The organism is Citrobacter sp. wls827 (genome assembly GCF_005280875.1).
Taxonomy (GTDB): domain Bacteria; phylum Pseudomonadota; class Gammaproteobacteria; order Enterobacterales; family Enterobacteriaceae; genus Citrobacter; species Citrobacter youngae.
On record NZ_SZWR01000023.1, the window covers coordinates 177,967 to 204,700 of the forward strand.

At 53.2% G+C, this 26,734-nt stretch carries 28 protein-coding genes; 15 read left to right on the forward strand and 13 right to left on the reverse strand.

The annotated features are described in order from the left end of the window. The 4 genes from FDX03_RS20275 to trpS form a co-directional block, all read left to right on the forward strand. On the forward strand, positions 1-689 hold a 689-nt coding region (locus FDX03_RS20275), incomplete at its 5' end, for a Dam family site-specific DNA-(adenine-N6)-methyltransferase (protein WP_249357134.1). Between the two features lie 17 nt (positions 690-706). Continuing rightward, positions 707-1,384, forward strand: coding sequence for a ribulose-phosphate 3-epimerase (gene rpe, locus FDX03_RS20280; RefSeq protein ID WP_040231743.1), 678 nt, complete (start codon positions 707-709; stop codon positions 1,382-1,384). Continuing rightward, positions 1,377-2,135 carry a phosphoglycolate phosphatase gene (gph, locus tag FDX03_RS20285; RefSeq protein ID WP_003837920.1) on the forward strand — a complete coding sequence of 253 codons (759 nt, stop codon included), beginning with the start codon at positions 1,377-1,379 and terminating at the stop codon, positions 2,133-2,135. Before rpe ends, gph begins: the two co-directional genes overlap by 8 nt. Continuing rightward, positions 2,128-3,132: a tryptophan--tRNA ligase gene (gene trpS / locus FDX03_RS20290; RefSeq protein ID WP_061068725.1), complete on the forward strand. Its 1,005-nt coding sequence runs from the start codon at positions 2,128-2,130 to the stop codon at positions 3,130-3,132. The genes gph and trpS overlap by 8 nt, the downstream gene beginning before the upstream one ends. Before the next feature lie 70 nt (positions 3,133-3,202). Here the strand turns inward: trpS and FDX03_RS20295 are convergent, their stop codons facing one another. The 6 genes from FDX03_RS20295 to tsgA all read right to left on the reverse strand — a co-directional run bounded on the left by FDX03_RS20295 (position 3,203) and on the right by tsgA (position 10,420). Next, positions 3,203-3,370, reverse strand: coding sequence for a YhfL family protein (locus tag FDX03_RS20295; RefSeq protein WP_115601369.1), 168 nt, complete (start codon positions 3,368-3,370; stop codon positions 3,203-3,205). Positions 3,371-3,626: 256 nt separating this feature from the next. Next, a complete protein-coding gene (gene cysG, locus FDX03_RS20300) occupies positions 3,627-5,000 on the reverse strand; it encodes a siroheme synthase CysG (RefSeq protein ID WP_115601370.1) in 1,374 nt (457 codons plus the stop codon). Between the two features lie 15 nt (positions 5,001-5,015). Continuing rightward, a complete protein-coding gene (gene nirC / locus FDX03_RS20305; RefSeq protein WP_137346491.1) occupies positions 5,016-5,825 on the reverse strand; it encodes a nitrite transporter NirC in 810 nt (269 codons plus the stop codon). 275 nt (positions 5,826-6,100) lie between these two features. After that, positions 6,101-6,427, reverse strand: coding sequence for a nitrite reductase small subunit NirD (gene nirD / locus FDX03_RS20310; RefSeq protein ID WP_005121659.1), 327 nt, complete (start codon positions 6,425-6,427; stop codon positions 6,101-6,103). Further along, positions 6,424-8,967: an NADPH-nitrite reductase large subunit gene (gene nirB / locus FDX03_RS20315; protein ID WP_101743306.1), complete on the reverse strand. Its 2,544-nt coding sequence runs from the start codon at positions 8,965-8,967 to the stop codon at positions 6,424-6,426. The genes nirD and nirB overlap by 4 nt, the downstream gene beginning before the upstream one ends. A 271-nt stretch (positions 8,968-9,238) precedes the next feature. Further along, on the reverse strand, positions 9,239-10,420 hold the full coding sequence (gene tsgA / locus FDX03_RS20320) for an MFS transporter TsgA (protein ID WP_048213538.1): 1,182 nt from the start codon (positions 10,418-10,420) through the stop codon (positions 9,239-9,241). Positions 10,421-10,684: 264 nt separating this feature from the next. On the opposite strand from tsgA, the gene ppiA reads away from it, so the two are divergent. The 5 genes from ppiA to FDX03_RS20345 all read left to right on the forward strand — a co-directional run bounded on the left by ppiA (position 10,685) and on the right by FDX03_RS20345 (position 14,021). Continuing rightward, the gene (gene ppiA, locus FDX03_RS20325) at positions 10,685-11,257 is read left to right on the forward strand and encodes a peptidylprolyl isomerase A (RefSeq protein WP_003023595.1); all 573 of its coding nucleotides are present in this window, start codon (positions 10,685-10,687) and stop codon (positions 11,255-11,257) included. 106 nt (positions 11,258-11,363) lie between these two features. Then, positions 11,364-11,531, forward strand: coding sequence for a YhfG family protein (locus FDX03_RS20330; protein ID WP_071887396.1), 168 nt, complete (start codon positions 11,364-11,366; stop codon positions 11,529-11,531). Continuing rightward, entirely contained in the window at positions 11,521-12,123 is a 603-nt protein-coding gene (locus tag FDX03_RS20335) for a putative adenosine monophosphate-protein transferase Fic (protein ID WP_137346492.1), read from the forward strand. Before FDX03_RS20330 ends, FDX03_RS20335 begins: the two co-directional genes overlap by 11 nt. A gap of 31 nt (positions 12,124-12,154) precedes the next feature. Continuing rightward, on the forward strand, positions 12,155-12,718 hold the full coding sequence (pabA, locus tag FDX03_RS20340) for an aminodeoxychorismate synthase component 2 (RefSeq protein WP_137346493.1): 564 nt from the start codon (positions 12,155-12,157) through the stop codon (positions 12,716-12,718). An 85-nt stretch (positions 12,719-12,803) separates the two neighbouring features. Then, positions 12,804-14,021 carry an aspartate aminotransferase family protein gene (locus FDX03_RS20345; RefSeq protein ID WP_137346494.1) on the forward strand — a complete coding sequence of 406 codons (1,218 nt, stop codon included), beginning with the start codon at positions 12,804-12,806 and terminating at the stop codon, positions 14,019-14,021. Between the two features lie 94 nt (positions 14,022-14,115). Here FDX03_RS20345 and FDX03_RS20350 read toward each other — a convergent pair whose 3' ends face one another. Further along, positions 14,116-16,203 carry a YccS/YhfK family putative transporter gene (locus FDX03_RS20350; RefSeq protein ID WP_137346499.1) on the reverse strand — a complete coding sequence of 696 codons (2,088 nt, stop codon included), beginning with the start codon at positions 16,201-16,203 and terminating at the stop codon, positions 14,116-14,118. A 51-nt stretch (positions 16,204-16,254) separates the two neighbouring features. Then, positions 16,255-16,887: a cAMP-activated global transcriptional regulator CRP gene (gene crp / locus FDX03_RS20355; RefSeq protein ID WP_000242758.1), complete on the reverse strand. Its 633-nt coding sequence runs from the start codon at positions 16,885-16,887 to the stop codon at positions 16,255-16,257. Positions 16,888-17,193: 306 nt separating this feature from the next. Here crp and FDX03_RS20360 point away from each other — a divergent pair, with 306 nt between their 5' ends. After that, on the forward strand, positions 17,194-17,598 hold the full coding sequence (locus FDX03_RS20360; protein ID WP_043018552.1) for an OsmC family protein: 405 nt from the start codon (positions 17,194-17,196) through the stop codon (positions 17,596-17,598). Between the two features lie 98 nt (positions 17,599-17,696). Here FDX03_RS20360 and FDX03_RS20365 read toward each other — a convergent pair whose 3' ends face one another. The 4 genes from FDX03_RS20365 to FDX03_RS20380 all read right to left on the reverse strand — a co-directional run bounded on the left by FDX03_RS20365 (position 17,697) and on the right by FDX03_RS20380 (position 21,840). Beyond that, a complete protein-coding gene (locus FDX03_RS20365) occupies positions 17,697-18,566 on the reverse strand; it encodes a phosphoribulokinase (RefSeq protein WP_048213534.1) in 870 nt (289 codons plus the stop codon). 53 nt (positions 18,567-18,619) lie between these two features. Then, positions 18,620-18,838, reverse strand: a complete 219-nt coding sequence (locus tag FDX03_RS20370; protein ID WP_003023615.1) for a YheU family protein — start codon at positions 18,836-18,838, stop codon at positions 18,620-18,622. Beyond that, complete coding sequence (locus FDX03_RS20375; protein WP_137346495.1) at positions 18,835-19,857, reverse strand: hydrolase; 1,023 nt, start codon at positions 19,855-19,857, stop codon at positions 18,835-18,837. Before FDX03_RS20375 ends, FDX03_RS20370 begins: the two co-directional genes overlap by 4 nt. A gap of 81 nt (positions 19,858-19,938) precedes the next feature. After that, positions 19,939-21,840, reverse strand: a complete 1,902-nt coding sequence (locus FDX03_RS20380) for an ABC transporter ATP-binding protein (protein ID WP_048213531.1) — start codon at positions 21,838-21,840, stop codon at positions 19,939-19,941. Positions 21,841-21,972: 132 nt separating this feature from the next. On the opposite strand from FDX03_RS20380, the gene kefG reads away from it, so the two are divergent. The 4 genes from kefG (at position 21,973) to slyD (ending at position 25,239) form a co-directional block, all read left to right on the forward strand. Further along, entirely contained in the window at positions 21,973-22,524 is a 552-nt protein-coding gene (gene kefG, locus FDX03_RS20385; protein WP_048213530.1) for a glutathione-regulated potassium-efflux system ancillary protein KefG, read from the forward strand. Next, on the forward strand, positions 22,524-24,329 hold the full coding sequence (kefB, locus tag FDX03_RS20390; protein WP_048213529.1) for a glutathione-regulated potassium-efflux system protein KefB: 1,806 nt from the start codon (positions 22,524-22,526) through the stop codon (positions 24,327-24,329). Before kefG ends, kefB begins: the two co-directional genes overlap by 1 nt. A 9-nt stretch (positions 24,330-24,338) precedes the next feature. Further along, positions 24,339-24,539, forward strand: a complete 201-nt coding sequence (locus tag FDX03_RS20395; protein ID WP_048213528.1) for a YheV family putative zinc ribbon protein — start codon at positions 24,339-24,341, stop codon at positions 24,537-24,539. Between the two features lie 94 nt (positions 24,540-24,633). Then, positions 24,634-25,239: a peptidylprolyl isomerase gene (gene slyD, locus FDX03_RS20400; RefSeq protein WP_003023634.1), complete on the forward strand. Its 606-nt coding sequence runs from the start codon at positions 24,634-24,636 to the stop codon at positions 25,237-25,239. Positions 25,240-25,439: 200 nt separating this feature from the next. Here slyD and FDX03_RS20405 read toward each other — a convergent pair whose 3' ends face one another. Next, positions 25,440-25,658, reverse strand: coding sequence for a protein SlyX (locus FDX03_RS20405; protein ID WP_003023639.1), 219 nt, complete (start codon positions 25,656-25,658; stop codon positions 25,440-25,442). Positions 25,659-25,890: 232 nt separating this feature from the next. Between FDX03_RS20405 and fkpA the strand changes: the two genes are divergently transcribed. Continuing rightward, entirely contained in the window at positions 25,891-26,709 is an 819-nt protein-coding gene (fkpA, locus tag FDX03_RS20410) for an FKBP-type peptidyl-prolyl cis-trans isomerase (protein ID WP_048213527.1), read from the forward strand. The last annotated feature ends 25 nt before the right edge of the window (positions 26,710-26,734 follow it).

A 26,734-nucleotide genomic window follows, 5' to 3' on the forward strand; every position in this document is an offset into this window, starting at 1 on the left:
ATATTCTTGCCGATATCAACAGCGACCTTATCAGTCTCTATAACATCGTGAAGACGCGTACCGATGAGTATGTGCAGGCTTCACGTGAGCTGTTTATGCCTGAAACGAATCAGGCTGAGGTGTACTACCAGTTCCGGGAAGAATTTAATGCCTGCCAGGACCCGTTCCGACGTGCAGTGCTGTTCTTATATCTCAACCGTTTTGGCTATAACGGGTTATGCCGTTATAACCTGCGTGGTGAGTTTAACGTCCCCTTTGGTCGTTATAAAAAACCTTACTTCCCGGAAGCCGAGTTGTACCATTTTGCTGAAAAAGCGCAAAATGCAGAGTTCCATTGCCTCTCCTATGAAGAGTGCATGGATCGCGCGGATAGCAACTCTGTGGTCTATTGTGACCCGCCATATGCACCGCTCTCGGCGACGGCAAATTTCACCGCGTATCATACCAACAGCTTTAGCCCGAAAGAGCAGGCGCATCTGGCCGAGATGGCAGAAAAGCTGGTCAGTAAGCAGATCCCGGTGTTAATTTCGAATCATGACACGCCGGATACCCGCGAATGGTATCGAGCGGCGAAACATTTTCAGGTCAAAGTGCGGCGCAGTATAAGCAGCAACGGCGGCACACGTAAAAAGGTGAACGAACTGCTGGCACTATACAAACCAGGAGTCGCAACGCCTGCGAAAAAATAATTCTCAAGGAGAAGCGGATGAAACAGTATTTGATTGCCCCCTCAATTCTGTCGGCTGATTTTGCCCGCCTGGGTGAGGACACCGCGAAAGCGCTGACCGCGGGTGCTGATGTCGTTCACTTCGACGTCATGGACAACCACTACGTGCCGAACCTGACCATCGGCCCGATGGTACTGAAATCGCTGCGTAAATATGGCATCACCGCTCCGATTGATGTTCATCTGATGGTGAAGCCCGTTGATCGTATTGTCCCGGACTTCGCCGCCGCTGGCGCCAGCATCATTACTTTTCACCCGGAAGCCTCCGAACACGTCGATCGCACTTTACAGCTGATCAAAGAGCATGGCTGTAAAGCGGGCCTGGTGTTCAACCCGGCAACACCGCTGAGTTATCTGGACTACGTCATGGATAAGCTCGACGTGATCCTGCTGATGTCCGTTAACCCAGGCTTTGGTGGACAGTCCTTTATCCCGCAAACGCTGGATAAGCTGCGCGAAGTGCGCCGTCGCATTGATGAATCTGGCTATGACATCCGTCTGGAAGTGGACGGCGGCGTTAAGGTGAACAACATTGGTGAAATCGCGGCTGCCGGTGCGGATATGTTTGTCGCAGGCTCTGCTATTTTCGACCAACCAGACTACAAAAAAGTTATTGATGAAATGCGCAATGAACTGGCGAAGGTAAGTCATGGATAAGTTTCAGGATATTCGGGGCGCTGCGTTTGACCTCGACGGCACGCTGGTCGACAGTGCGCCGGGATTAGCCGCAGCGGTGGATATGGCGCTGTATGCGCTGGAACTGCCGGTAGCCGGTGAAGAACGCGTTATCACCTGGATTGGCAATGGCGCAGACGTACTGATGGAGCGCGCGCTGGCGTGGTCTCGTCAGGAGCGCGCGACATTACGTAAAACGATGGGTAAACCGCCCGTTGATGATGATATTCCCGCTGAGGAACAGGTACGTATTTTGCGTAAGCTGTTCGACAGATACTACGGTGATGTCGCAGAAGAGGGGACATTCCTGTTCCCTGATGTTGCCGACACGCTGGGCGCGCTGCATGCGAAAGGATTGCCGCTGGGTCTGGTGACCAACAAACCGACCCCGTTTGTCGCGCCATTACTCGAAGCATTAGATATCGCCAAATACTTTAGCGTGGTCATCGGTGGTGACGACGTGCAGAATAAAAAACCGCATCCGGATCCGCTGCTGCTGGTGGCAAGCAAGCTTGGCATCAAGCCTGAGCAAATGCTCTTCGTAGGGGATTCACGCAATGATATTCAGGCGGCAAAAGCTGCTGGCTGCCCGTCCGTTGGCCTGACCTATGGCTACAACTACGGTGAGTCGATCGCGCTGAGCCAGCCCGACGTTATTTACGACCGTATTAATGAACTACTGCCCGCTCTCGGGCTTCCGCATAGCGAAAATCAGGAATCAAAAAATGACTAAGCCCATCGTTTTTAGTGGCGCACAGCCCTCAGGTGAATTGACCATTGGCAACTATATGGGTGCGCTGCGTCAGTGGGTGAGCATGCAGGATGACTACCATTGCATCTACTGCATCGTTGACCAACATGCTATCACTGTTCGTCAGGACGCTCAGCAGTTGCGTAAAGCAACGCTGGATACGCTGGCGCTGTACCTGGCATGCGGTATCGATCCTGAAAAAAGCACCATTTTCGTCCAGTCTCATGTGCCGGAACACGCACAGTTAGGTTGGGCGCTGAACTGCTACACCTATTTCGGCGAGCTGAGCCGTATGACCCAGTTCAAAGATAAATCCGCACGCTATGCGGAGAACATCAACGCCGGGCTGTTTGATTACCCGGTGCTGATGGCGGCGGATATTCTGTTGTATCAGACCAACCAGGTACCGGTTGGTGAAGATCAGAAACAGCATCTGGAACTGAGCCGTGATATCGCTCAACGTTTTAACGCCCTGTACGGCGATATCTTTAAAGTGCCTGAGCCGTTTATTCCGAAATCCGGTGCGCGCGTCATGTCGCTGCTGGAACCGACGAAGAAAATGTCCAAGTCGGATGACAACCGCAATAACGTGATCGGCTTGCTGGAAGATCCGAAATCAGTGGTTAAGAAAATCAAACGCGCGATGACCGACTCGGAAGAGCCGCCGGTTGTGCGCTACGACGTGCAGAATAAAGCGGGTGTTTCCAACCTGCTGGATATCCTCTCTGCCGTTACTGGCCAGAGCATTCCTGAGCTGGAACAGCACTTTGAAGGCAAAATGTATGGTCATCTGAAAGGTGAAGTCGCAGAGGCCGTTTCCGGTATGCTGACCGAGCTTCAGGAGCGCTATCACCGTTTCCGTAACGATGAAGCCTTCCTGCAGAAAGTGATGAAGGAGGGCGCGGAAAAAGCCAGCGCGCGTGCCTCTGTTACGCTGAAAGCCGTGTATGAGGCTATTGGCTTTGTTGCCAAGCCGTAATACTTTTTGCATTGCTGAAAAAACCGGGAATTTCCCGGTTTTTTTGTATCTGCGCAAAGAGATTTATTGATTATTCAGCCGCTGCGCCGCAACCGCCAATCATTTTAGAAATTGAAATTGCCGGGTGCAGCAGGTAATCATACGAGCAGGTTTTATTACGGTTTTCAATATGACCCGTACAAGCGGTCAACGTCGTCAGAATCCCTGCCACAAGGGCAATTTTTGCAATCTTAAGCATAACGAAATCCTTGTAGATATAACCATTTATATATATGAAAAAAATGGAAAAAATCCATTTTCCGCCGGTGAAAATATCAAGTAATGGAACAGGGAGGTAGTCCAGATAAGGACTACTCAAAGACAAGGAAATATGCTTTGAAAAACAGGTGAGAAATAAAAACGGCAGTCAGGAAAGAGATTCCAGGACTGCCGTTTGCGTTAATTAGCGGAACGATTTCAGAACGGTATACCGTTGGTTATTTCGCTGATGTGAATCAATGGTTCGAGAACCAGTTCAGCTTATCGCGTAATCCCACTACACGACCCACGATAATCAGCGCCGGGCTTTCAACCTGTTTTGCCAGTTCACCGAGCTGTGTCAGCACACCGCTGACGACGCGCTGTGTTACGGCAGTACCATTCTCGACCAGGGCAACCGGCATATCGGCTTGCATACCAAACTCGATGAGTTTTTCCTGAATCGTTGCCGCCTGATTCAGTCCCATATAGAACACCAACGTTTGTTTCTCTGCTGCCAGGTTCTCCCAGTCCAGCTCACCGCCTGTTTTCAGGTGCCCGGTGACCAGGCGTACGCTCTGCGCATAATCGCGATGAGTCAGTGGGATACCGGAATAAGCAGAACAGCCAGAAGCCGCTGTAATGCCTGGCACGACAGAGAATGGAATACCGGCATGACACAGGGTTTCCAGCTCTTCGCCACCGCGGCCAAAGATGAACGGGTCACCGCCTTTCAGTCGCACTACGCGTTTACCTTGTTGCGCTTCACGCAGCAGGATCTGGTTGATCTCTTCCTGCGGAACGCAGTGATAACCCGCACGTTTGCCTACGAACACACGATCTGCATCGCGGCGTACAAGGTTCATGATGTCGTCGGAAACCAGGCGGTCATAGACCACGACATCCGCTTGCTGGATCTGCTGTAGCCCTTTCAGCGTCAGCAGGCCGGCATCGCCAGGACCGGCGCCAACCAGCACCACTTCACCACGATGGTCCAGAGGTTCACTGAGCAACTGCTCGGTGGTTTCCTCGATGGCTTTCAGGTCATTGTTCGCCAGCGACTGCGCCAGGCGGTCATTCACGAACAATTTTTCCCAGAAGCGGCGACGTTCACCCATGCTGGCAAACTGTTGCTTCACCCGGGAGCGCAACTTGCCGGCATATTGTGCGACCTGGCCCAAATGCTGAGGCAGTACGGATTCAAGCCTTTCACGCAGCAGACGGGCAAGCACCGGCGATGTCCCGCCGGAGGAGACCGCCACCATCAGCGGCGAGCGGTCGATAATGGAGGGCATGATAAAACTTGCTGCTTTTGGCGCGTCGACCACGTTGCAGAAGATACGGCGTGACTCCGCGGCGGTGCTGACGCTTTGGTTGACGGCATCGTCATCGGTGGCGGCAATAGCCAGCCAGCAGGTGTCGAGCAGGGACTCATCGAACGGTCCCTCAACCAGCGTCAGCATGCCTTCATCTGCCCATACTTTGAACTGCGGAATAAACGCCAGTGCATTAACCGTTAAACGGGCGCCAGCTTCCAGCAGTAACCGCGCTTTGCGTTCTGCGACATCACCACCGCCGACGATCAAGCAGTCGCGGTCACGTAGTTGACAAAATATAGGCAAATGGTCCACGACATTACCCCTTAATTAATTATTGGCAGCAGCCTCTGGCTGGTTGATTTTTGCCGGAGCCGGACGCTCCGATTTTGGCGTAGCATACCAATAACCTAATCCCATGAATACGACACCGGACAAAGTATTACCGAGTGTCACCCACAGCAGGTTATGACCAATTCCTGACAGGGTATAAGCTTCGCTGTGATGACCGAACCAGGAGAGGGCAAACAGCGTCATGTTGGCCACCGAGTGCTCGTAGCCTGAAGCGATAAACGCCAGCAGACACCACCAGATAGCGAGGAATTTTGCCGCGCCTTCGGTACGGATTGCCATCCATATTGCCAGACAAACCAACCAGTTACACAGTGCACCTTTAAAGAACAGCACCGTTGCAGGCGCGGTGGTTTTCGCCAGCGCGACCGAATGGACGATGCTGGTATCGACCGGCAGCAGACTGCCGCCTCCCCAGTTATAAAGCAGGGCGACAAACACGGATCCGACCAGATTTCCCAGCCAGGTTTTTGGCAGGATAGCCCACATTTGGCCGTGGCTGATGGTGCCCGCTTTCACGCCGAGCGTCAGAAACATCGTATGGCCTGTGAATAGTTCTGAACCGGCAATAATCACCAGCGTCAATGCAATACCAAAGGTTGCACCCATCACCAGCGGACGTACGGACGGGTCAAGCAAATTACCGAGAGTGAAAATAAGAATGATGCCGAGACCAACGTAGGCCCCCGCCATTGCCGAACTGACCCAGAACCCGAGTGGGTTATTTGCCGACAGGCGTGCGATGCGCGCAGCGTTAGCCGCACACTTATTGATAGTGTCTGTGAACATGTGTTGATTATCCTTTTCTCACTTCATCCTTTGCACTGCGTCTTTGTTGGCTACTGAGTTACTCGTCTCGTCCTGAGACTCGCCCTTACGGGCCGTCGCTGTGCGACGTTCAAATCTGTTCCTGACAGATTTGTCGCTCACCCCAGTCACATAGTGAACTATGCTCCTGGGGGTTTGCTCAGTTGCCGCCGCGATGCAGCACAAATGATTTTGTGATAACAATTACAATGAAAAAAATACAAAAAAGGGGAGGCGTTGCGCCTCCCAAAAATTAATTAACCGCGCAGTTGTACCGTGCCGTCTTTCACTCGCGCTTCGTAATGTTTCACGGAGAATTGTTCGTCTTCCATGCACAGCCCATCGCTTAAACGAAAGCGTTGTTTCTTCAGCGGACTGGCGACCCACAATTCGCCCTGATGTTCAGCAATCAACCCACGCGACAGTACGCTGGACTCAAAGAATGGGTCGATATTGCTGATCGCAAACACCTGATCGCTGTGATACGGGCGGAAAATAGCAACCTGCTCAGTACCTAACAGGGCGCAGACGCCTGTCGCAGGCAGAATGTCATCGATTTTGCAGATGTTTTTCCACTGGCTCATGCGTTTTCCTCCACCAGAGTCACCGGAATACGCTCATAAGGCGTAGCCGGACGATGTTGTTCGCGCTCAGGTACAACCTGAACATTCGGATCGCGTTGATCGCTGTTGATAAAGTGTTTAAAGCGAACCTGTGCGGATGGGGTGTTAACCGTTTCTGTCCACTCACACACTACCGCTTCACGCAGACGAGCCATCTCTTCTTCCAGGTGCTGGTTCAACCCCAGTTTGTCGTCGATGATGACTGATTTCAGATACTCGATGCCGCCTTCCAGGTTATCTAACCACGGTGCAGTACGGGTCAGTTTGTCCGCAGTACGGATGTAGAACATCATAAAGCGGTCAAGGTACTTGAGCAGCGTTTCACGATCGACATCGGCCGCCAGCAGGTCTGCATGACGCGGTTTCATCCCGCCGTTGCCACAAACGTACAGGTTCCAGCCTTTCTCAGTGGCGATGATACCCACGTCTTTGCCCTGAGCTTCCGCACATTCGCGGGTACAACCGGAGACGCCGAATTTCATTTTGTGCGGGGTACGAATGCCTTTGTAGCGATTTTCCAGCTCCACGCCGAAGCCGACGCTATCGCCGACGCCGTAACGGCACCAGGTGCTACCTACGCAGGTTTTCGCCATACGCAGCGCTTTGGCATACGCGTGACCGGTTTCAAAACCGGCTTCAATCAGCTGACGCCAGATTTCCGGCAGGTCATCTTTCTGCGCGCCGAACAGGCCGATACGCTGAGAACCGGTAATTTTGGTGTACAGGTTAAATTCACGCGCGATACGACCGACAGCCACCAGGCCTTCAGGGGTAATTTCGCCACCCGCAGAGCGCGGGATCACGGAGTAAGTACCGTCTTTCTGGATGTTCGCCAGGAAGTTGTCGTTGGTGTCCTGCAGCGGCGTGTGCTGTGGTTTGAGGATGTACTCATTCCAGCAGGACGCCAGCAGGGAACCGACGGTAGGTTTGCACACTTCACAGCCGTAACCTTTACCGTGTTTAGCCAGCAACTCTTCGAAAGTTTTAATGCCTTCTACGCGGATCAGGTGGAACAGTTCCTGACGTGAATACGGGAAGTGTTCACACAGGTTGTTATTCACTTCGATACCCTGTTTCGCCAGTTCGGCGTTCAGGACCTGCGTTACCAGCGGGATACAACCGCCGCAGCCGGTACCGGCTTTGGTTTCGGCTTTCAGCGCCGCAACGGTGTGACAACCTTTGTTGATAGCGGCAATCAGCATGCCTTTGGTGACGTCAAAACAGGAACAAATCTGCGCGCTGTCCGGCAGTTTATCCACGCCGATAGACGGCTTACCGCTGCCCGCGTGTGCTGGCAGAATCAGTGAGTCCGGGTTTTCTGGCAGTTCGATGGCGTTCAGCACCAGCTGTAGCAGGTTGCCGTAATCGCTGGTATCACCGACCAGAACCGCACCCAGCAGGGTTTTGTTATCTTCACTAACGATGAGGCGTTTGTAGACTTCTTTGCTTTCGTCGAGGTAAACATAGCTACGCGCTCCCGGTGTACGACCGTGCGCATCGCCAATCCCGCCGACATCCACGCCGAGCAGCTTCAGCTTGGCGCTCAGGTCCGCGCCTTCAAAAGCGTTTTCGGTTTCGAGAATATGGTCAACGGCAACCTGTGCCATTTTGTAGCCCGGGGCCACCAGACCATACACGCGGTTGTTCCAACTGGCGCATTCGCCAATCGCATAGATATCCGGGTCAGAGGTCTGGCAAGAATCGTTGATCACGATCCCGCCGCGCGGCGCGACGTCCAGGCCGCACTGAGTTGCCAGTTTGTCGCGTGGACGAATACCGGTAGAGAAGACGATGAAATCAACTTCCAGTTCGCTACCGTCGGCAAAACGCATGGTTTTGCGCGCTTCGGTGCCTTCCTGGACGATCTCTTTGGTGTTTTTGCTGGTGTGCACACGCACGCCCATGCTTTCAATTTTGCGACGTAACTGCTCGCCACCCATATGATCCAGCTGTTCAGCCATCAGCATCGGGGCGAATTCAATGACGTGAGTTTCAACGCCGAGGTTTTTCAGGGCACCAGCGGCTTCCAGACCCAGCAGGCCGCCACCGACAACGGCGCCGCGTTTGCTACGGCGCGCGCAAGATTCAATGGCGTTGAGGTCTTCAATGGTACGGTAAACGAAGCAGTCCTGGGTTTCCGAACCTTTAATCGGTGGGATCCACGGGTAAGAGCCCGTCGCCATGATCAGCTTATCGTAATAGACCGTACGACCTGCGCTGGAGTGGATTACCTTCTCCTGGCGGTTGATGGTAATTGCGCGTTCGCCCACTAACACCTTAACGCCGTGCTTCTCATAGAATCCTTCACGCACCAGAGAAAGCTCTTCGGCGGTGTGGTGGGAGAAGTAGGAAGACAGGTGTACACGGTCGTACGCTTTGCGGGGTTCTTCACAGAAGACGGTAATATCAAAATTGGCAGCGTCGGATTTATCAAGAAGATCCTCAATAAAGCGATGGCCGACCATACCATTACCGATAATAGCGAGTCTGACTTTGCTCATTTTTGCCTCGATTTCTTTTCTATTACTGCCTACCTTAACGATTCAGCAACCGCACTTATTGATACAAATCAAATTCGGCCTTATATACTCCTTAAGGGGTATATGACTGATTTAACTGCATTTTTATAAGTTACGGAATTAACTGGCTTTTCGTGTTTGTATAAAAAGCGCACAATTTAAGGGGTTTTTGTAAGAATTGGCCTACATGACCAGTGAAAGGAAGAGGGCGCGAGAGTGTGCCGGATAGCACAGATACCATCCGGCAGTGAGATTAATGCGTGGCTGGCGCGTTATGCTGGCGATGACGCGTGACGAACCCAAGAATAAAGCACATCACGAATACGACGGCATACAAACCGTTCGCCGTCTGCAATGCCGCCAGCGGGCCGCTGTGCGCCACAATAGGACCGGTGACCACGAAGGTGAGCATAGTACCGATGGTGCCGCAGGTCAGAACGAAGTTAACCAGTTTTGGTGAGGCGACCTTCGTCTGCTGTGAGCCGAGGGTAATAATGGTGGTATAAATCGCGCTGGAGAAGAAGCCCAGCGTCAGAATGAACCACGGCATATGTTCCGGCGTGCCGGTGATGAACAGATACATCAGAACGGTGGCCAGACCTGCCAGTACGGTCAGGATGCGCTGCAGATCGAAGAATCGCAGGATAAAGCTAAACGCCCACATGCCAACCATATAAGACATCCAGAAGTCGCTGACCAGTTTACCCGCATCGTTCAGGCTCATGCCCAGGCTTTTGGCGTATTCCGGTACCCAGGAGATAAAGCCCAACTGACCGAGGATGTAGCACAGCGCGGCGATCGCCAGGAACAGCACGCCAATACCCCATTTTTCTTTCACTACCGGGGCGTCCGGTTGCTGCGCGTGTTTACCCAGCGCCGGGAATTCGCAGCCAAAGGTCAGCAGGAAAATGGCGACGTAGACCAGGCCGATGCAGGCATAGACCCAATACCATTCGATGCTGCGCGCTAACAGATACGCTGCCACCATCGGGAAAATCATCCCCGCCATGCTGAAGAAGGAGTCAGTAAACAGCAGGCGGGAACCGCGCTGGCGACCTTCGTACATCTGGGTCACCAGGAATGTACCAATCGACATGGTGATACCACTCACCACACCCAGCACAAACATGGCCGCAGAGAACAAGGCCAGGCTGTGGCTGAGCATCAGTCCGGCGACCGCCAGGACCATCAGGATGAAGCCAAAACGCAATTGCGTTTTCAGCGGCACGATTTCCATCAGCCAGGCATTCAGAAAAATAGAGATCAGGATACCTGCATTCAGGAAGGTGAAAGTGTTACTCATACTGGAAACGGGCAAATGGAAATAGTCTGCGATGTTTCCCATCACCATCCCGGTGACAATGACCAACGCACCTGTCAGGGCGTAGGAGAGAAAGCTAATCCATGTGAGCTTAATGCGATTGCTGTTAGTCATGACTGGCCTGTATAGAAGTGTAAGGCGCATTAACGGCGCCGTGAGCGGGCAGATTTTAGGCGTTTTAGTGATGTATTTAAATGTTTTTTGGTAATTGCTGAGCCTGTTACATTTTTGTATGTGATCGTGATCACATAGACATTTACGGCTATGAGGTTACATTTGTTTCAAGTACGTAAAATTAGGTAAAGGGATGGCCTTGTTCATGAAGGCTCTTTAGAATCAATCCACTTGCTTCATTTCTGCTCTTGTTAAGGAATTCTCATGCTCAAATCGACTCTGGCGGCTGTTGCAGCTGTTCTCGCTCTTTCTGCTCTCTCTCCCGCAGCGCTGGCAGCGAAAGGGGATCCGCATGTCCTGCTGACAACTTCTGCCGGTAACATTGAGCTGGAGCTGAACAGTCAGAAAGCCCCGGTTTCAGTGCAAAACTTTGTCGATTATGTCAACAGCGGTTTCTATAACAACACCACGTTCCATCGTGTGATCCCAGGATTTATGGTGCAGGGTGGTGGTTTTACCGAGCAGATGCAGCAGAAGAAACCTAACCCGCCAATCAAGAATGAAGCCGATAACGGACTGCGTAACACCCGTGGCACGATTGCTATGGCGCGCACTGCGGATAAAGACAGCGCGACCAGCCAGTTCTTTATCAACATTGCGGACAATGCATTCCTCGATCACGGCCAGCGTGATTTTGGCTACGCTGTCTTTGGTAAAGTTGTGAAAGGTATGGATGTCGCGGATAAGATCTCTCAGGTTCAGACCCACGATGTCGGTCCTTACCAGAATGTTCCGTCAAAACCGATTGTTATCCTTTCAGCCAAAGTCCTGCCGTAATCGTATTTTGCGCGGGCAGCGCTTGCCCGCGTTCTCTCCCTTCTCTGCGTAACCCGAAATTGCTGCTTATACTTGTGGCAAGTGTCGGCTCATTCAGGGAGGTCACGTGAAAAAACTCACCGATAAACAAAAGTCCAGGATCTGGGAACAACGGCGAAATGCCAATTTCCAGGCAAGCCGGCGACTGGAAGGCGTGGATATTCCACGGGTTACTCTGAGCGCTGAAGACGCCCTGGCGCGTCTTGAAGAATTGCGGAGGCACTATGAGCGATAAATTCGGTGATGGACGTGACCCCTATTTGTATCCGGGCCTGAATGTCATGCGTAACCGGCTGGGGGTTCATCAGGCGCAGCGTCTGGCGCAGGCAGCTTATGAGTTGACGGCGCTGCGCGCGGCAACTATCGAATTGGGCCCGCTTAAACGGGGTTTGCCGCATCTGTGTGCTATTCATCGCCAACTCTATCAGGATATTTTTGACTGGGCGGGACATCTGCGAGAAGTCGATATCTACCAGGGCGATACCCGCTTTTGCCATTTCGCTTATATCGAGAAAGAGGGCAATGCGCTGATGCAGGACCTGGAAGACGAGTCCTGGCTGGTGGGGTTGTCGCAAGAAAAGTTTGTCGACCGCCTCGCACACTACTACTGTGAAATTAATGTGCTGCACCCGTTTCGCATCGGCAGTGGTCTGGCGCAGCGTATTTTCTTCGAACAGTTGGCGATTCATGCCGGGTATATACTCAACTGGGAGGGCATCCAGGTTGAGGAGTGGAACCAGGCAAATCAAAGCGGTGCCATGGGGGATCTGTCCGCACTGCAGGCGATATTTCGTAAAGTGGTAAGAGAAGCCCTGGAAACTGAGTAGAATAGCGCGGTTCTTCTGTACCGGAGCCGCCATGATCCTGCTTATCGATAACTATGATTCTTTCACCTGGAACCTGTACCAATACTTCTGCGAACTGGGGGCTGATGTCCTTGTCAGGCGCAACGACGCGCTGACGCTGGCGCAAATTGATGCGCTGAGCCCGCAAAAAATCGTCATTTCCCCGGGACCCTGTACGCCGGATGACGCCGGTATTTCGCTGGATGTCATTCGCCATTTCGCGGGGAAGATCCCTCTGCTGGGTGTTTGTCTGGGCCATCAGGCGATGGCGCAGGCCTTTGGCGCGACCGTGGTGCGGGCGGCGAAAGTGATGCATGGTAAAACGTCGCCGATTACGCATAACGGGCAGGGCGTTTTTCAGGGGCTCGCCAATCCATTAACGGTAACGCGCTACCATTCTCTGGTGGTCGCACCTGAGACGTTGCCTGAGTGCTTTGAGGTGACCGCCTGGAGTGAAACGCAGGAGATCATGGGTATTCGCCACCGGGAGTGGGATATGGAAGGGGTGCAGTTTCACCCGGAGAGTATTCTCAGCGAACAGGGGCATCAGCTGCTGGCTAATTTCCTCAACCGATGATTTGTGGTTGCTATTCAGTGATTTTTTATTCATATTTTGTGATTATAATTTCACTAGCATTTCTGCTTAACAGGGTGGTAATGACATGGCAACTGAACAAACTGCAATTACACGCGCGACATTCGATGAAGTGATTCTGCCGATTTATGCACCGGCTGAGTTTATCCCTGTAAAAGGGAAAGGGAGTCGAGTATGGGATCAACAGGGTAAAGAGTACGTTGATTTCGCGGGTGGTATTGCAGTTACCGCGTTAGGGCATTGCCATCCGGCGCTGGTTGAGGCGTTAAAAGCTCAGGGCGAAACCCTGTGGCATACCAGCAATGTTTTTACCAACGAACCGGCGTTGCGCTTAGGCCGTAAAATCATTGATGCAACCTTCGCCGAACGCGTACTGTTCATGAACTCCGGTACCGAAGCTAACGAAACCGCCTTTAAGCTGGCGCGCCACTATGCCTGCGTGCGCCATAGCCCGTTCAAAACCAAGATTATTGCCTTCCATAACGCGTTTCACGGTCGTTCGCTGTTTACCGTATCCGTCGGCGGGCAGCCGAAATACTCCGACGGCTTTGGACCCAAACCGGCGGATATCATCCATGTACCGTTTAACGATCTGCATGCGGTCAAAGCGGTGATGGACGATCATACCTGTGCGGTGGTGATCGAACCTATTCAGGGCGAGGGTGGCGTTACTGCGGCAACGCCGGCATTCCTGCAAGGTTTGCGTGAACTTTGTGATCAGCACCAGGCATTGTTGGTATTTGATGAAGTACAGAGCGGAATGGGGCGTACCGGCTCACTGTTTGCCTATATGCACTACGGCGTGACGCCGGATATCCTGACCAGCGCCAAGGCGCTCGGCGGCGGTTTCCCGGTGAGCGCGGTGCTGACCACCCAGGATATTGCCTCCGCGTTCCACGTGGGTTCACACGGCTCCACATACGGCGGTAACCCGCTGGCCTGCGCGGTTGCAGGAGCTGCGTTTGATATCATCAACACGCCGGAAGTGCTGGAAGGTATTCAGGCCAAACGCCAGGCGTTTGTTCAGCATTTGCAGAAAATTGACCAGCAGTTTGACATTTTCAGCGACATTCGCGGTATGGGACTGCTGATCGGCGCCGAACTGAAGCCGCAGTTTAAAGGCCGGGCGCGTGATTTCTTGTACGCCGCGGCGAATGAAGGCGTGATGGTACTGAATGCCGGGCCGGACGTGATGCGTTTTGCACCGTCGCTGGTGGTGGAGCAGGCTGATACTGATGAAGGGATGCAGCGCTTCGCGCAGGCCGTGGCGAAAGTGGTGGGTTGATGGATTGCCGGATGGCGCTACGCTTATCCGGCCTACGAATCACACCTTACCCCGTAGGCCGGATAAGGCGTTACGCCGCCATCCGGCAACTCTCTTAACCCTTCATATCCCGCAGTCGGCGGCTCAGCCAGATCCCATGGTGCGGTCGCTGACGCCATGCTACCGACGAAATGGTGTGCATGGTATTCAGATGCCCCAATATCCGCTGTAAATGCTGCTCAAGGGTGCTTAAAGGCCCATGGGACAACATCTCTGGCGCCTCAAGAATATTCACATCGCCGGAGCTTCCGGGGCCGTCATATTCCAGCCGCTGCTGACAGCGCTGGATCGCAATTTCACAGGACTCCAGATACCGCTGCGCCAAATCCGGCGTCAGCATCGTATGTTCCCTTGCCAGCGTAGTCATTGCGTTGATGTGTTCGACGATGAACTGGCTATGCGTAACCCACAGTTTCATGTCCGCCAGATAGTGTGAGTTGAACCCTGGTTCCTGCATCGCCTGGTTAAGTGAGTTGAACAGCGTGTTATGCGCCTGGTTGACCCGCATGCGTTGATACGCCAGCGGTGTAGCCTGGGGATCGTTGCTAAGGATCAGGCGAATGGCCTCCTGATCGGCTTCTAACGCATCGTGGGCGTTTTTACGCAGTAAACCGCTCTGCCACTGTGGCCACAACCAGAGCATCCCGCCAAAGGCGATCAGGCAGCCAGTGACCGTATCGATAAACCGCGGCACGATAAACTGTTCCCCGTTCAGCGTCAGCAGTTGCAGGGTATATACCGCGGTGACCGTAAAGCCGACGGTAGCCCAGCCGTAATTTTTGCGGATGGTCAGATAACTCACCAGGGTTATCAGCAGCATACCTGCCAGCGTGTAACCTTCCTGAATATGAAAGTGCAGCGTGACGCCGGCGATCACCAGGCCGACGAGCGTCCCTACTGAACGGTGTAAAATACGTACCCGGGTTGCCCCATAGCCATTTTGCGTGACGAACAGGATTGTCATCAAAATCCAGTAGGGTTTTGGCAGGTGTAAGGCGCTGCCCATCAGGCTGGCAATGCTCAACATGACGCTGATGCGTCCGGCATTACGCAGCGCCGGGGATTTCAACGACAGATAGCTTTTCAGGGCAGGGATCAACGGCAGCCGACGCTGCTTGTCAGCCATTAAATCCCGGGCATACAGTGGTCGCTGGGTGCGTAGCACACGGGCAATACGGCTGAAGTGCCAGTAGCAAAATTGACCCACCGGATTGTCCGGATGCTGGTTGGCGATTTTCTCCAGCGTGCCAATTTGTTTATCCATTGAAAAACGCGTCGGCAAACGGTGATACAAAATATCATCGGCCAGTACGCGAAGGCGTTCGGCGACGGTGTGCGCATTCCAGCGAATCACTTGTTCGGCGTGGCTACGTTCGACCAGCTTTTGCACCTCTTCCGGCTGGTGGAGGCTAACGGAAATATGTTCCTGTAAATCGAGCGCCTCCTGAAAGGCACGTAGCAGGCGCTTATAATCGTTGTTGCGATGCGCCGACAGCATATGCATTTGCTGATAGCACTGGGTAATTAAATCCACCGCTTTTTGCTGGCGCACCAGCAGGGGAGGAAGCGCTTTTTCGGGATCGGCATGCTGGGTCAGCATGCTGTACTTAGCCTCACAGTAATCGGCTAATTCGCGGTACAACAAACTGAGCGATTCACGCAGCGGCTGCTCGCGCCACATCCAGAACCAGAACCAGTTGAACAGGCCGTACCACAATGTGCCCAGCGCGTAGATTAGCAGCGGCTCCCAGACGGGCATGTTACCTGCCAGACTGAGTGTGAAAATTGCCGCGATAAGCGAGGCAGGTAGTAGTCGCGCATGCAGAGGGCCTAATTCTGCGGTTACACCAAGAATCAGCGTCAGGCCGGTGAGGATCAGCGGCAGCGGTATATCTTTTGCCAGCAGTAACTGCATGATCAGACTGCATCCGGCAAACAAAGACGCGCCAATCACTAAGCGTTTGAAAAAGCGCTTATGCGGGGTATCAAGACCGGCAATATTGCAGCAGGCAGGGACGAGGGAGAATAAGAGCCCCAGATGAAGCTGACCAATGATAAGGCCGACAGCCACAGGTAAACATAGCACCAGCGTCTGTCGTAGTGCGTAGTTGATCTCGGGGTGATAAATCAGTCTTCGCCACATCGGAGCAAACAAAAATGGCGCATTACTACGTAACACGCCATGTCGATGGGATTAACGCGTGCCGTAGACGACGATGGTCTTACCATGCGCGGAGATCAGATTCTGATCTTCCAGCATTTTCAGGATACGACCAACGGTTTCACGGGAACAGCCAACGATCTGGCCAATTTCCTGGCGGGTAATTTTAATCTGCATGCCGTCCGGGTGAGTCATTGCGTCAGGCTGTTTCGCCAGATTCAGCAGAGTCTGGGCGATACGACCAGTTACGTCGAGGAAGGCAAGGTTGCCTACTTTTTCAGACGTTACCTGCAGACGACGAGCCATCTGAGAAGACAGACGCATCAGAATATCTGGGTTGACCTGGATTAATTGACGAAATTTTTTGTAGGAAATTTCAGCGACTTCACATGCGGTTTTGGCACGTACCCAGGCGCTACGTTCCTGGCCTTCTTCGAAGAGGCCTAATTCACCAATAAAATCGCCCTGATTCAGATAAGAGAGGATCATTTCTTTCCCTTCTTCATCTTTGATCAGCACTGCCACTGAGCCTTTAACGATGTAATACAACGTTTCCGCTTTTTCACCCTGGTGAATCAGCGTGCTCTTCGATGGGTACTTATGAATATGGCAATGAGACAAGAACCATTCGAGAGTCGGGTCTGTTTGCGGTTTGCCAAGCACCATGCGCGGTTATCCTCTGTTATAAGCTGTCTCCAGAGCCAAAAAACAACCTGTCTCTGGGTTTGCAAAAATGTGCTTCCCGCTACCTGGGAAGGGGGCTGTCAATACGTGCGACGGCCTGTAATGTGATGTCCTCTGCATACATGCAGTACGTCAATGTATTACTGTAGCATCCTGACTGTTTTAGCATAGCTTTCGCCGTGTGTCTCCTGGTGTCTCGCTTCAGCATGACGCAGGTCGCCTTCCATTGCGAGAATTGTTATGTACGCGTAATCTGTCAGGAAAATTGAAACATTGGAGTTACGAAATATGCAAGCGCGTGTAAAGTGGGTTGAGGGGTTAACCTTCCTCGGTGAGTCCGCCTCAGGCCACCAAATTTTGATGGACGGTAACTCTGGTGATAAAGCGCCGAGCCCGATGGAAATGGTCTTAATGGCTGCGGGCGGTTGCAGCGCAATTGATGTGGTGTCGATCCTGCAAAAGGGGCGTCAGGATGTGACCAACTGCGAAGTGAAGCTGACCTCCGAGCGTCGTGATGAAGCGCCGCGCCTGTTCACCCATATCAACCTGCATTTCATTGTAACGGGTAACGACCTGAAAGATGCGTCTGTTTCTCGCGCAGTTGACCTCTCGGCGGAGAAGTATTGTTCCGTAGCGCTGATGCTGGAAAAGGCGGTGAACATTACCCATTCTTATGAAGTCGTTGCCGCGTAATTGCTGATGCCGGATTGCGGCGTTGCCTTATCCGGCCTACAGGATGATGTTGAGTCGTAGGCCGGATAAGCGAAGCGCCATCCGGCGCTTTCCACATCTCACTCTATCTTTTTACCTTCCATCAGTCGCTGGACCAGCGGTAGCATAATCAATTCCATCGCCAGACCCATCTTGCCGCCCGGCACGACCAACGTATTGATATGCGAAATGAATGAGCCCTGCAGCATGGCCAGTAGCCAGGGATAATCGATGCCTTCCAGATTACGAAAATGAATCACGACAAAGCTTTCATCCAGTGACGGAATGCTCCTGGCGGCAAAGGGATTAGAGGTATCGACGGTCGGTACGCGTTGGAAGTTAATATGCGTGCGGGAAAACTGTGGGGTGATGTAATTGATGTAATCGTCCATTGAGCGCACCACCGAGTCCATTACCGCTTCACGTGAATGCCCGCGTTCGCTGGTATCGCGGGTCAGCTTCTGGATCCACTCCAGGTTTACGATCGGCACCACGCCAACCAGCAGATCGACATGCCGGGCCACGTTTTGCTGTGGGGTGACAACGCCACCGTGCAGTCCCTCATAGAACAGGACATCCGTCGGTTCAGGCAGCGGCTGCCAGGGCGTAAATGTCCCCGGAACCTGATTCCACGGTACGGCCTCATCGTAGGTGTGCAGATATTTACGCGACTGACCTTTGCCTGTCTGGCCGTATTCAATGAAGGTTTGCTCCAGCAGACCGAAGTCGTTAGCTTCGGGGCCGAAATAGCTGATATGCCGCCCGGCATCGCGTGCTTTGCGAATCGCCATGTCCATTTCCGGACGGGTATAGCGGTGAAAACTGTCACCTTCCACCTCGGCGGCGCGCAGGTTTAACTGCGCGAAAATTTTACGAAACGCGAGGCTGGTGGTGGTGGTCCCCGCGCCGCTGGATCCTGTTACCGCAATCACCGGATGTTTGGCAGACATAACAACTCCATGAAATGGTTGTAATTATAGTAAAGTCGGCCGGCGGCTACGGGTTACTCGTGAATCTGCTTCCTCGGCATAATGTTGACCGTTTCATGCAGTTCGGACCACACCAGCACGGCCTCACCTGATTGTAGTTGGCGTTTGACGTCGGCGACTTTTTGTTCGAGCGAGCGTTCATGTTCACCATAATCGGTGCCTTCGCGCAAGACAAAGCTTTCAATCAGATTGTCCAGCGCGTCCGGGGAGATGTCTTGCCAGGGGATGATCATGATGACGCCTCCAGATACGTTGTCAGCCAGTCCGGGATTCTGGATTCCAGCCACATCTCCGGATGGCGTATCGTACCGCCAATGAATCCGACATGGCCGCCGTGTTCGGTGAGTTGATATTCCACCTGTGAGGGCAGATTTTCCGGTTCAGGGATCACATGACTATCCATAAACGGATCGTCCTTGGCATGAATAATCAGCGTGGGTTTGGCTATCTGATTAAGCAGCGGCATGGCGCTACACTGACGGTAATAGTCTATCGCATCGGCGAAACCGTGAATTTTGGCGGTGATCAGATCGTCAAAATCGCGAATGCGACGCAGAGATTTCAACTGGGCCAGACTCACCGGCAGCGAGCCAGGATAAGCCTCAAGCTTACGCGAGGCATTGGCTTTCAACAGGTTAAGCAGGTAGCGCTGATAGACCTTGGAGAATCCTTTGTCCATATGGTAACTACAGGCTTCCAGCACGAAAGGCGCGGAGACGATAACCGCGGCATCAATGGGGATCGTGTTCCCTTCTTTTGCCAGCAGACAAGCCAGCATGTTTCCACCGAGTGAATAACCTACCGCGGCGGTCGGTGCGCGACCGAACTCACGCTCCAGCCAGTGTAAAAACCAGGTGCCATCTTCTGTTTCACCGGAGTGATAAATACGGTTCAGACGATTGGGCTCACCACTGCAACCGCGAAAATGCATCACCACGCCCAGCCAGCCGCGCTTTTGTGCTGCTTCAATCAGGCCGTGGGCGTACGGGCTGTTCAGGCTGCCTTCCAGACCGTGAAAAACCACCAGGCGCGGCTTGTGTTTCGCCTGTTGCGGATCTTCGCTCCATGCCAGATCGACAAAGTCACCGTCAGGCAATTCCAGACGCTGCCAGTGGGCATCGAACTTCACCTTGCGGCGAATTAAACGCGGCAGCATCGTCTGTAAATGACGGTTACTGATACCGCGCATCGGGCGGAATTCTCGCGAATCGTCGGTAGGTGGGGTCATTTCTGTGGACGTGATTTCAACCATAACACCAGAGCAATTAATAATCGGAAAGAATAACTATACCGTGCGCAGCGCGTGCGGGTTAGCCAATATGTGATTTTGTGCTTACTCGGCCAGCATCTGCTCAAGCTGTTCCTGCGCATCCAGCCAGGCCATCTCACACTCTTCCAGCCCGGACTTCGCGCTTGCCTGTTGTTGCAGACATGCCGTGAGCTCAGCTTTACGGCTTTGGTCGTACAGTTCGCTGTCGCCGAGTTTCTCTTCTGCCTGTGCCAGCTGTGCGTGCAGTTTCTCCATCTCTTTTTCCAGACGAGTAATCTCTTTACGCAGCGGTTGCGTCAGGGTGCGCAGCTCCGCTTCGCGACGCTTCTGGTCTTTGCGCGCCTGGGCGCTGTTAACGCTCTCTTTCGCCGGTTCGTCGCCCTGGCTTTCCTGTTTTTGCACATCGCTCAGCCACTGCTGATAATCCTCCAGATCGCCGTCAAACGGCTCGACTTTCTTGTCGTGTACCAGATAGAGGTCGTCGGTGGTGGAGCGAATCAGGTGACGGTCGTGCGAAACCACGACCAGCGCGCCTTCAAAATCGATCAGCGCTTCGGTCAGCGCCTGACGCATATCTAAATCCAGGTGGTTGGTCGGTTCATCGAGCAGCAGTAGGTTCGGGCGCTGCCAGACGATCAACGCCAGCACCAGACGCGCTTTTTCGCCACCGGAGAAGCGACGGGTTTCTTCGCTGACTTTATCGCCCTGGAAGCCGAATCCGCCGAGGTAGTCTCGCAGTTTCTGCTCAAGCTCCTGCGGCGCCATGCGCGCCAGGTGCTGGATAGGCGATTCATCGGCGCGTAAAAACTCCAGCTGGTGCTGAGCGAAGTAGCCCAGCTTGATGCCTTTCGCCAGGCCAATCTCGCCGCTGATGGGGGCCAGTTCGCCGGCCAGCAGCTTAATCAGCGTTGATTTACCCGCACCGTTGCGGCCTAACAGGCCGATGCGAGAACCCGGCACCAGATTCAGTTTGATAGAGTCGAGGATTGTGCGATCACCGTAGCCAGCACTCACTTTTTCCATTTTCAGCAGCGGATTAGGCAGGCTTTCAGGTTCACGGAAGCTGAAATGGAAAGGGTTATCGACATGGGCTGGAGCGATAAGCTCCATACGCTCCAGCATTTTGATACGGCTCTGCGCCTGCTTTGCTTTGGTGGCTTTAGCACGGAAACGATCGATATAGCTTTGCAGATGCGCCACACGCTCCTGCTGGCTTTCGTACATGGCCTGTTGCTGCGCGAGGCGGGTCGCACGCTGGATTTCAAACGCGCTGTAGTTGCCGGTGTACTCGAACATGGTTTGTTGTTCGATATGGATAATTTTATCCACCACCGGATCGAGGAAGTCGCGGTCGTGGGAGATCAAAATCAGCGTGCCCTGATAGCTTTTCAGCCATCTTTCCAGCCAGATCACCGCGTCGAGATCGAGGTGGTTGGTCGGTTCATCGAGCAGCAGCAGGTCTGAACGGCAAATCAGCGCCTGTGCCAGGTTGAGACGCATACGCCAGCCACCGGAGAAGTCGCTGACCGGGCGCTCGAGCTGCTCGTTAGAGAAACCGAGGCCATGCAGCAGACTGGCGGCGCGTGAACGTACGGTCCAGGCGTCAATGGCATCCAGTTTTCCATGGACGGTGGCAATGGCGTGTCCATCGTTACGTTCATTGGCATCGTTTAACTGGGCTTCCAGTTGGCGATATTCGCGGTCGCCATCAATCACGTATTCCAGCGCAGGCTGTGGTAACGCAGGCGTTTCCTGATTCACCCATGCGAGCTGCCAGTTTCCCGGGAACGTAAATCCGCCGGCGTCAGCGCTGATTTCATTTTTCAGCAATGCCAGCAGGGTAGATTTACCGCAGCCATTTTTACCCACCAGGCCAACCTTCTGCCCGGGATTAATGGTGGCCGTGGCATTGTCCAGCAAGACGCGCACGCCGCGACGAATTTGTAACGATGAGAAAACAATCATAAGGCGCCGTATGTTCAGACTATGTTAATTTATCATTATGATAATGTAATGTGTGGGCCGTTTGCCGCACCGAGGCGCAATGGTAGCCCAAAACGCCGAAAATAGACAAAAGACAAAACCGGGAGGGGGATGATGTCCCAGCCAGCGAAAGTGTTGCTGCTGTATGCCCATCCGGAATCTCAGGACTCGGTCGCGAACCGGGTTCTGCTTAAACCGGCCATACAGCTCAGTAATGTTACCGTGCACGACCTATACGCGCACTATCCCGATTTTTTTATCGATATTTCTCACGAGCAGGAACTGCTGCGTGAGCATGATGTGATTGTTTTTCAACATCCGCTCTATACCTATAGCTGCCCGGCCCTGCTAAAGGAGTGGCTTGACCGCGTACTGAGCCGCGGGTTTGCCAGTGGCCCCGGAGGGAATCAACTGGCGGGAAAGTACTGGCGGAGTGTGATCACTACCGGCGAACCGGAAAGCGCCTACCGCTATGACGCGCTAAACCGCTATCCGATGAGTGATGTGCTGCGCCCTTTCGAGCTAACGGCAGGAATGTGCCGGATGCACTGGATGAGCCCCATCATCGTTTACTGGGCCAGACGGCAAACGAAGCAGGAGCTGGACAGCCATGCGAAAGCGTATGGTGACTGGCTGGCGAATCCGATCCCTGTGGGAGGCCGCTGATGGAAGGTTCTGATTTATTGACTGCGGGAGTGCTGTTCCTTTTCGCGGCGGTGGCTGCGGTGCCGTTGGCATCGCGGCTGGGTATTGGACCGGTGTTGGGTTATTTGCTGGCGGGGATCGCTATTGGCCCATGGGGACTTGGATTCATCAGCGATGTGGATGAAATTCTGCACTTCTCCGAGCTGGGCGTGGTCTTCCTGATGTTCATCATCGGGCTGGAACTTAACCCGGCCAAACTATGGCAATTGCGGCGTTCAATTTTTGGTGTCGGTGCCGCGCAGGTGTTACTTAGCGCGCTTGTCCTGGCAGGGTTATTGATGCTCACTGACTTTTCCTGGCAGGCGGCAGTGGTTGGCGGCATTGGTCTGGCGATGTCATCGACCGCAATGGCGTTACAGCTGATGCGGGAAAAAGGGATGAACCGCAGCGAATCCGGACAACTGGGCTTTTCGGTGCTGTTGTTCCAGGATCTGGCGGTGATCCCGGCGTTGGCGCTGGTTCCGCTGTTAGCAGGATCAGCCGATGAACATTTTGACTGGATCAAAGTGGGCATGAAAGTGTTGGCTTTTGCTGGCATGTTGATTGGCGGACGCTATCTGCTGCGTCCTGTATTTCGCTTTATTGCGGGGTCCGGCGTGCGGGAAGTGTTCACCGCTGCGACGCTGCTGTTGGTGCTGGGTTCTGCTTTATTTATGGATGCGCTGGGGCTGTCGATGGCGCTGGGAACGTTTATCGCTGGCGTGCTGCTGGCGGAAAGCGAATACCGACATGAACTGGAAACGGCGATTGATCCCTTTAAAGGGCTTTTGCTCGGGTTATTTTTCATCTCTGTGGGGATGTCACTTAACCTTGGCGTGCTTTATACCCATATTTTGTGGGTAGTGGCGAGCGTGATAGTACTGGTCATCGTGAAGACGCTGGTGCTCTATGTGTTGGCGCGGCTGAACGGCATGAGAAGCTCGGAGCGGATGCAATTTGCGGGGGTGCTAAGCCAGGGTGGAGAATTTGCCTTCGTGCTTTTTTCAACAGCATCTTCCCAGCGGCTGTTTCAGGGCGATCAAATGGCACTTTTGCTGGTAACCGTCACGCTGTCGATGATGACCACGCCACTGCTGATGAAGCTGATTGATAAATGGCTCTCCCGCCAGTTTAACGGCCCGGATGAAGAAGATGAAAAACCCTGGGTGGAAGACGATAAGCCGCAGGTGATTGTGGTGGGGTTTGGGCGCTTTGGCCAGGTCATCGGTCGCCTGTTAATGGCCAATAAGATGCGTATTACCGTTCTGGAACGGGATATTAGTGCGGTGAATCTGATGCGTAAATATGGCTATAAAGTCTATTACGGCGATGCCACACAGGTGGAGCTTTTACGTTCCGCTGGCGCAGAGGCGGCGCAGTCTATTGTGATCACCTGCAATGAACCTGAAGACACGATGAAGCTGGTGGAATTGTGCCAACAACATTTTCCGCATTTGCATATTCTTGCGCGAGCGCGCGGACGTGTAGAGGCGCATGAGTTATTACAGGCAGGTGTCACGCAGTTTTCCCGTGAAACTTTCTCGAGCGCACTGGAACTGGGGCGCAAAGCGCTGGTGTCGTTGGGGATGCATCCGCATCAGGCGCAGCGTGCCCAGTTGCATTTTCGTCGACTCGATATGCACATGCTACGGGAATTGATCCCAATGCACACCGATACGGTGCAAATCTCTCGTGCCAGAGAGGCCCGACGCGAGCTGGAGGAGATTTTCCAGCGGGAGATGCAGAAAGAACGGCGCCAACTGGATGGCTGGGATGAATTTGAGTAGAGGATAACCATGGCAATTCGTAAACGTTTTATTGCAGGTGCAAAATGTCCGTCCTGCCAGGCGCAGGATTCGCTGGCGATGTGGCGTGAAAATAATATCGATATTGTTGAGTGTGTTAAGTGCGGTCATCAGATGCGCGAGGCCGATAAACAGGCCCGCGAGCACGTTCGCAAAGAAGAGCAAGTGATCGGGATTTTTCATCCGGACTAGCGATATGCCGCAGCTTTTTTTAAGCTAGAGGGTACACGGGTGCAGAATTCCGCTACAATCTGCGCCACTATTCTTTCCATGCTCAGGAGATATCATGAAAGTAGCAAAGGACCTGGTGGTCAGCCTGGCCTATCAGGTACGTACAGAAGACGGTGTGTTGGTTGATGAGTCTCCGGTGAGTGCACCGCTGGACTACCTGCATGGTCACGGTTCCCTGATTTCTGGCCTGGAAACAGCGCTGGACGGTCATGAAGTTGGCGATAAATTCGACGTTGCTGTAGGCGCAAACGACGCTTACGGTCAGTATGATGAAAATCTGGTGCAGCGCGTTCCTAAAGACGTCTTCATGGGCGTTGACGAACTGCAGGTTGGCATGCGTTTCCTGGCTGAAACTGACCAGGGGCCGGTACCGGTAGAAATTACCGAAGTGGAAGACGACCACGTTGTGGTTGACGGTAACCACATGCTGGCTGGCCAGAATCTGAAATTCAACGTCGAAGTTGTCGCGATCCGCGAAGCGACCGAAGAAGAACTGGCTCATGGCCACGTTCACGGCGCGCACGGCCACGACCACGATCATGACCACGGTCATGACGGTTGCTGCGGTGGTCACGGTCACGACCATGGTCACGAGCACGGCGGCGAAGGCTGCTGCGGCGGTGGTGGTAAAGGTAACGGCGGCGGCTGCGGTTGCCACTAATACCCTTCGTCTTTCAACCCACAGCGGTGTTGGCTGCGCTTTCGAATCCTGGTCACATAGTTATCTATGCTCCCAGGACTTCCTCAAGCTTGCCGCCTTGCTGTGATTTGAAATCCTTTGGGTATATGTGAGTAAATCCGATAAGCGTTAGCGCTTTCGGACACAAAAAAAAGCGGGGATATCCCCGCTTTTTTTACGTCTCAATAATGTGGCGGAGGGGTCTCTTCAGACTGCGATGCGATGTGGGACGGTTGCGTTGCTTTGAGCTTTTCTGTCAGCAGACGCAGATGGTCGCGCAGTTTGGCCATTTCCAGTTCATGCGCGGTCACGGTTACGTTCAGCTCTTCAATGGTTATCTCCTGAAACGCCAGGCGACTCTCCAGTTCAGCCAGGCGAGTTTCCATCGTTGTATCCTGCATGATTCACCTCTTCTGTTTTTCTCCGGCAGATCGCGGACTGCGGCGAATTCTACTTAACTTTGCCTGTTTGCACAGCACACAATCTTCGGTCACGAAACTAATTTAAACAAAAAGAGTCTGAAAAGTGGTGATAATAGGGCGTGCCTGTATGTTGATTTGTTCTGCAACGCTTTATAGTACATTTTTATGTTAGTTAACCCTGGGGTGAGATGCCCCGGCCCTGGAGAGATGGATGAAATCACTGTTTAAAGTAACGCTGCTGGCGACCACAATGGCCGTTGCACTGCATGCCCCGATCACTTTCGCTGCTGATGCTGCGAAACCAGCCGCTACTGCTGACAGCAAAGCAGCATTCAAGAATGACGACCAAAAAGCCGCTTACGCGCTGGGCGCGTCCCTGGGTCGTTATATGGAAAACTCCCTGAAAGAACAGGAAAAACTGGGCATCAAACTGGATAAAGATCAGCTGATCGCGGGTGTTCAGGATGCGTTTGCAGATAAGAGCAAACTGTCTGACCAGGAAATCGAACAAACTCTGCAGGCATTTGAAGCGCGCGTGAAGAGCTCCGCTCAGGCAAAAATGGAAAAAGACGCGGCTGACAACGAAGCCAAAGGTAAAGTATACCGCGAGAAATTTGCTAAAGAGAAAGGCGTTAAAACCTCTGCCACTGGCCTGGTCTACAAAGTAGAGAAAGAAGGTACCGGTGCCGCTCCGAAAGACAGCGATACTGTAGTCGTAAACTACAAAGGTACGCTGATCGATGGTAAAGAGTTTGATAACTCTTACACCCGTGGTGAGCCGCTCTCTTTCCGTCTTGACGGTGTTATTCCAGGCTGGACTGAAGGCCTGAAAAACATCAAGAAAGGCGGCAAAATCCAGTTGGTTATCCCACCGGATCTGGCATACGGTAAAACTGGCGTTCCGGGCATCCCGGCAAACTCTACGCTGGTCTTTGATGTTGAGCTGTTAGATATCAAACCGGCACCAAAAGCCGATGCGCAGCCAGAAGCTGCACCGGCTGATAAAGCTGCAGACAGCAGCAAAAAGTAAGAGAACAAAAACCGCCGCCCACAGG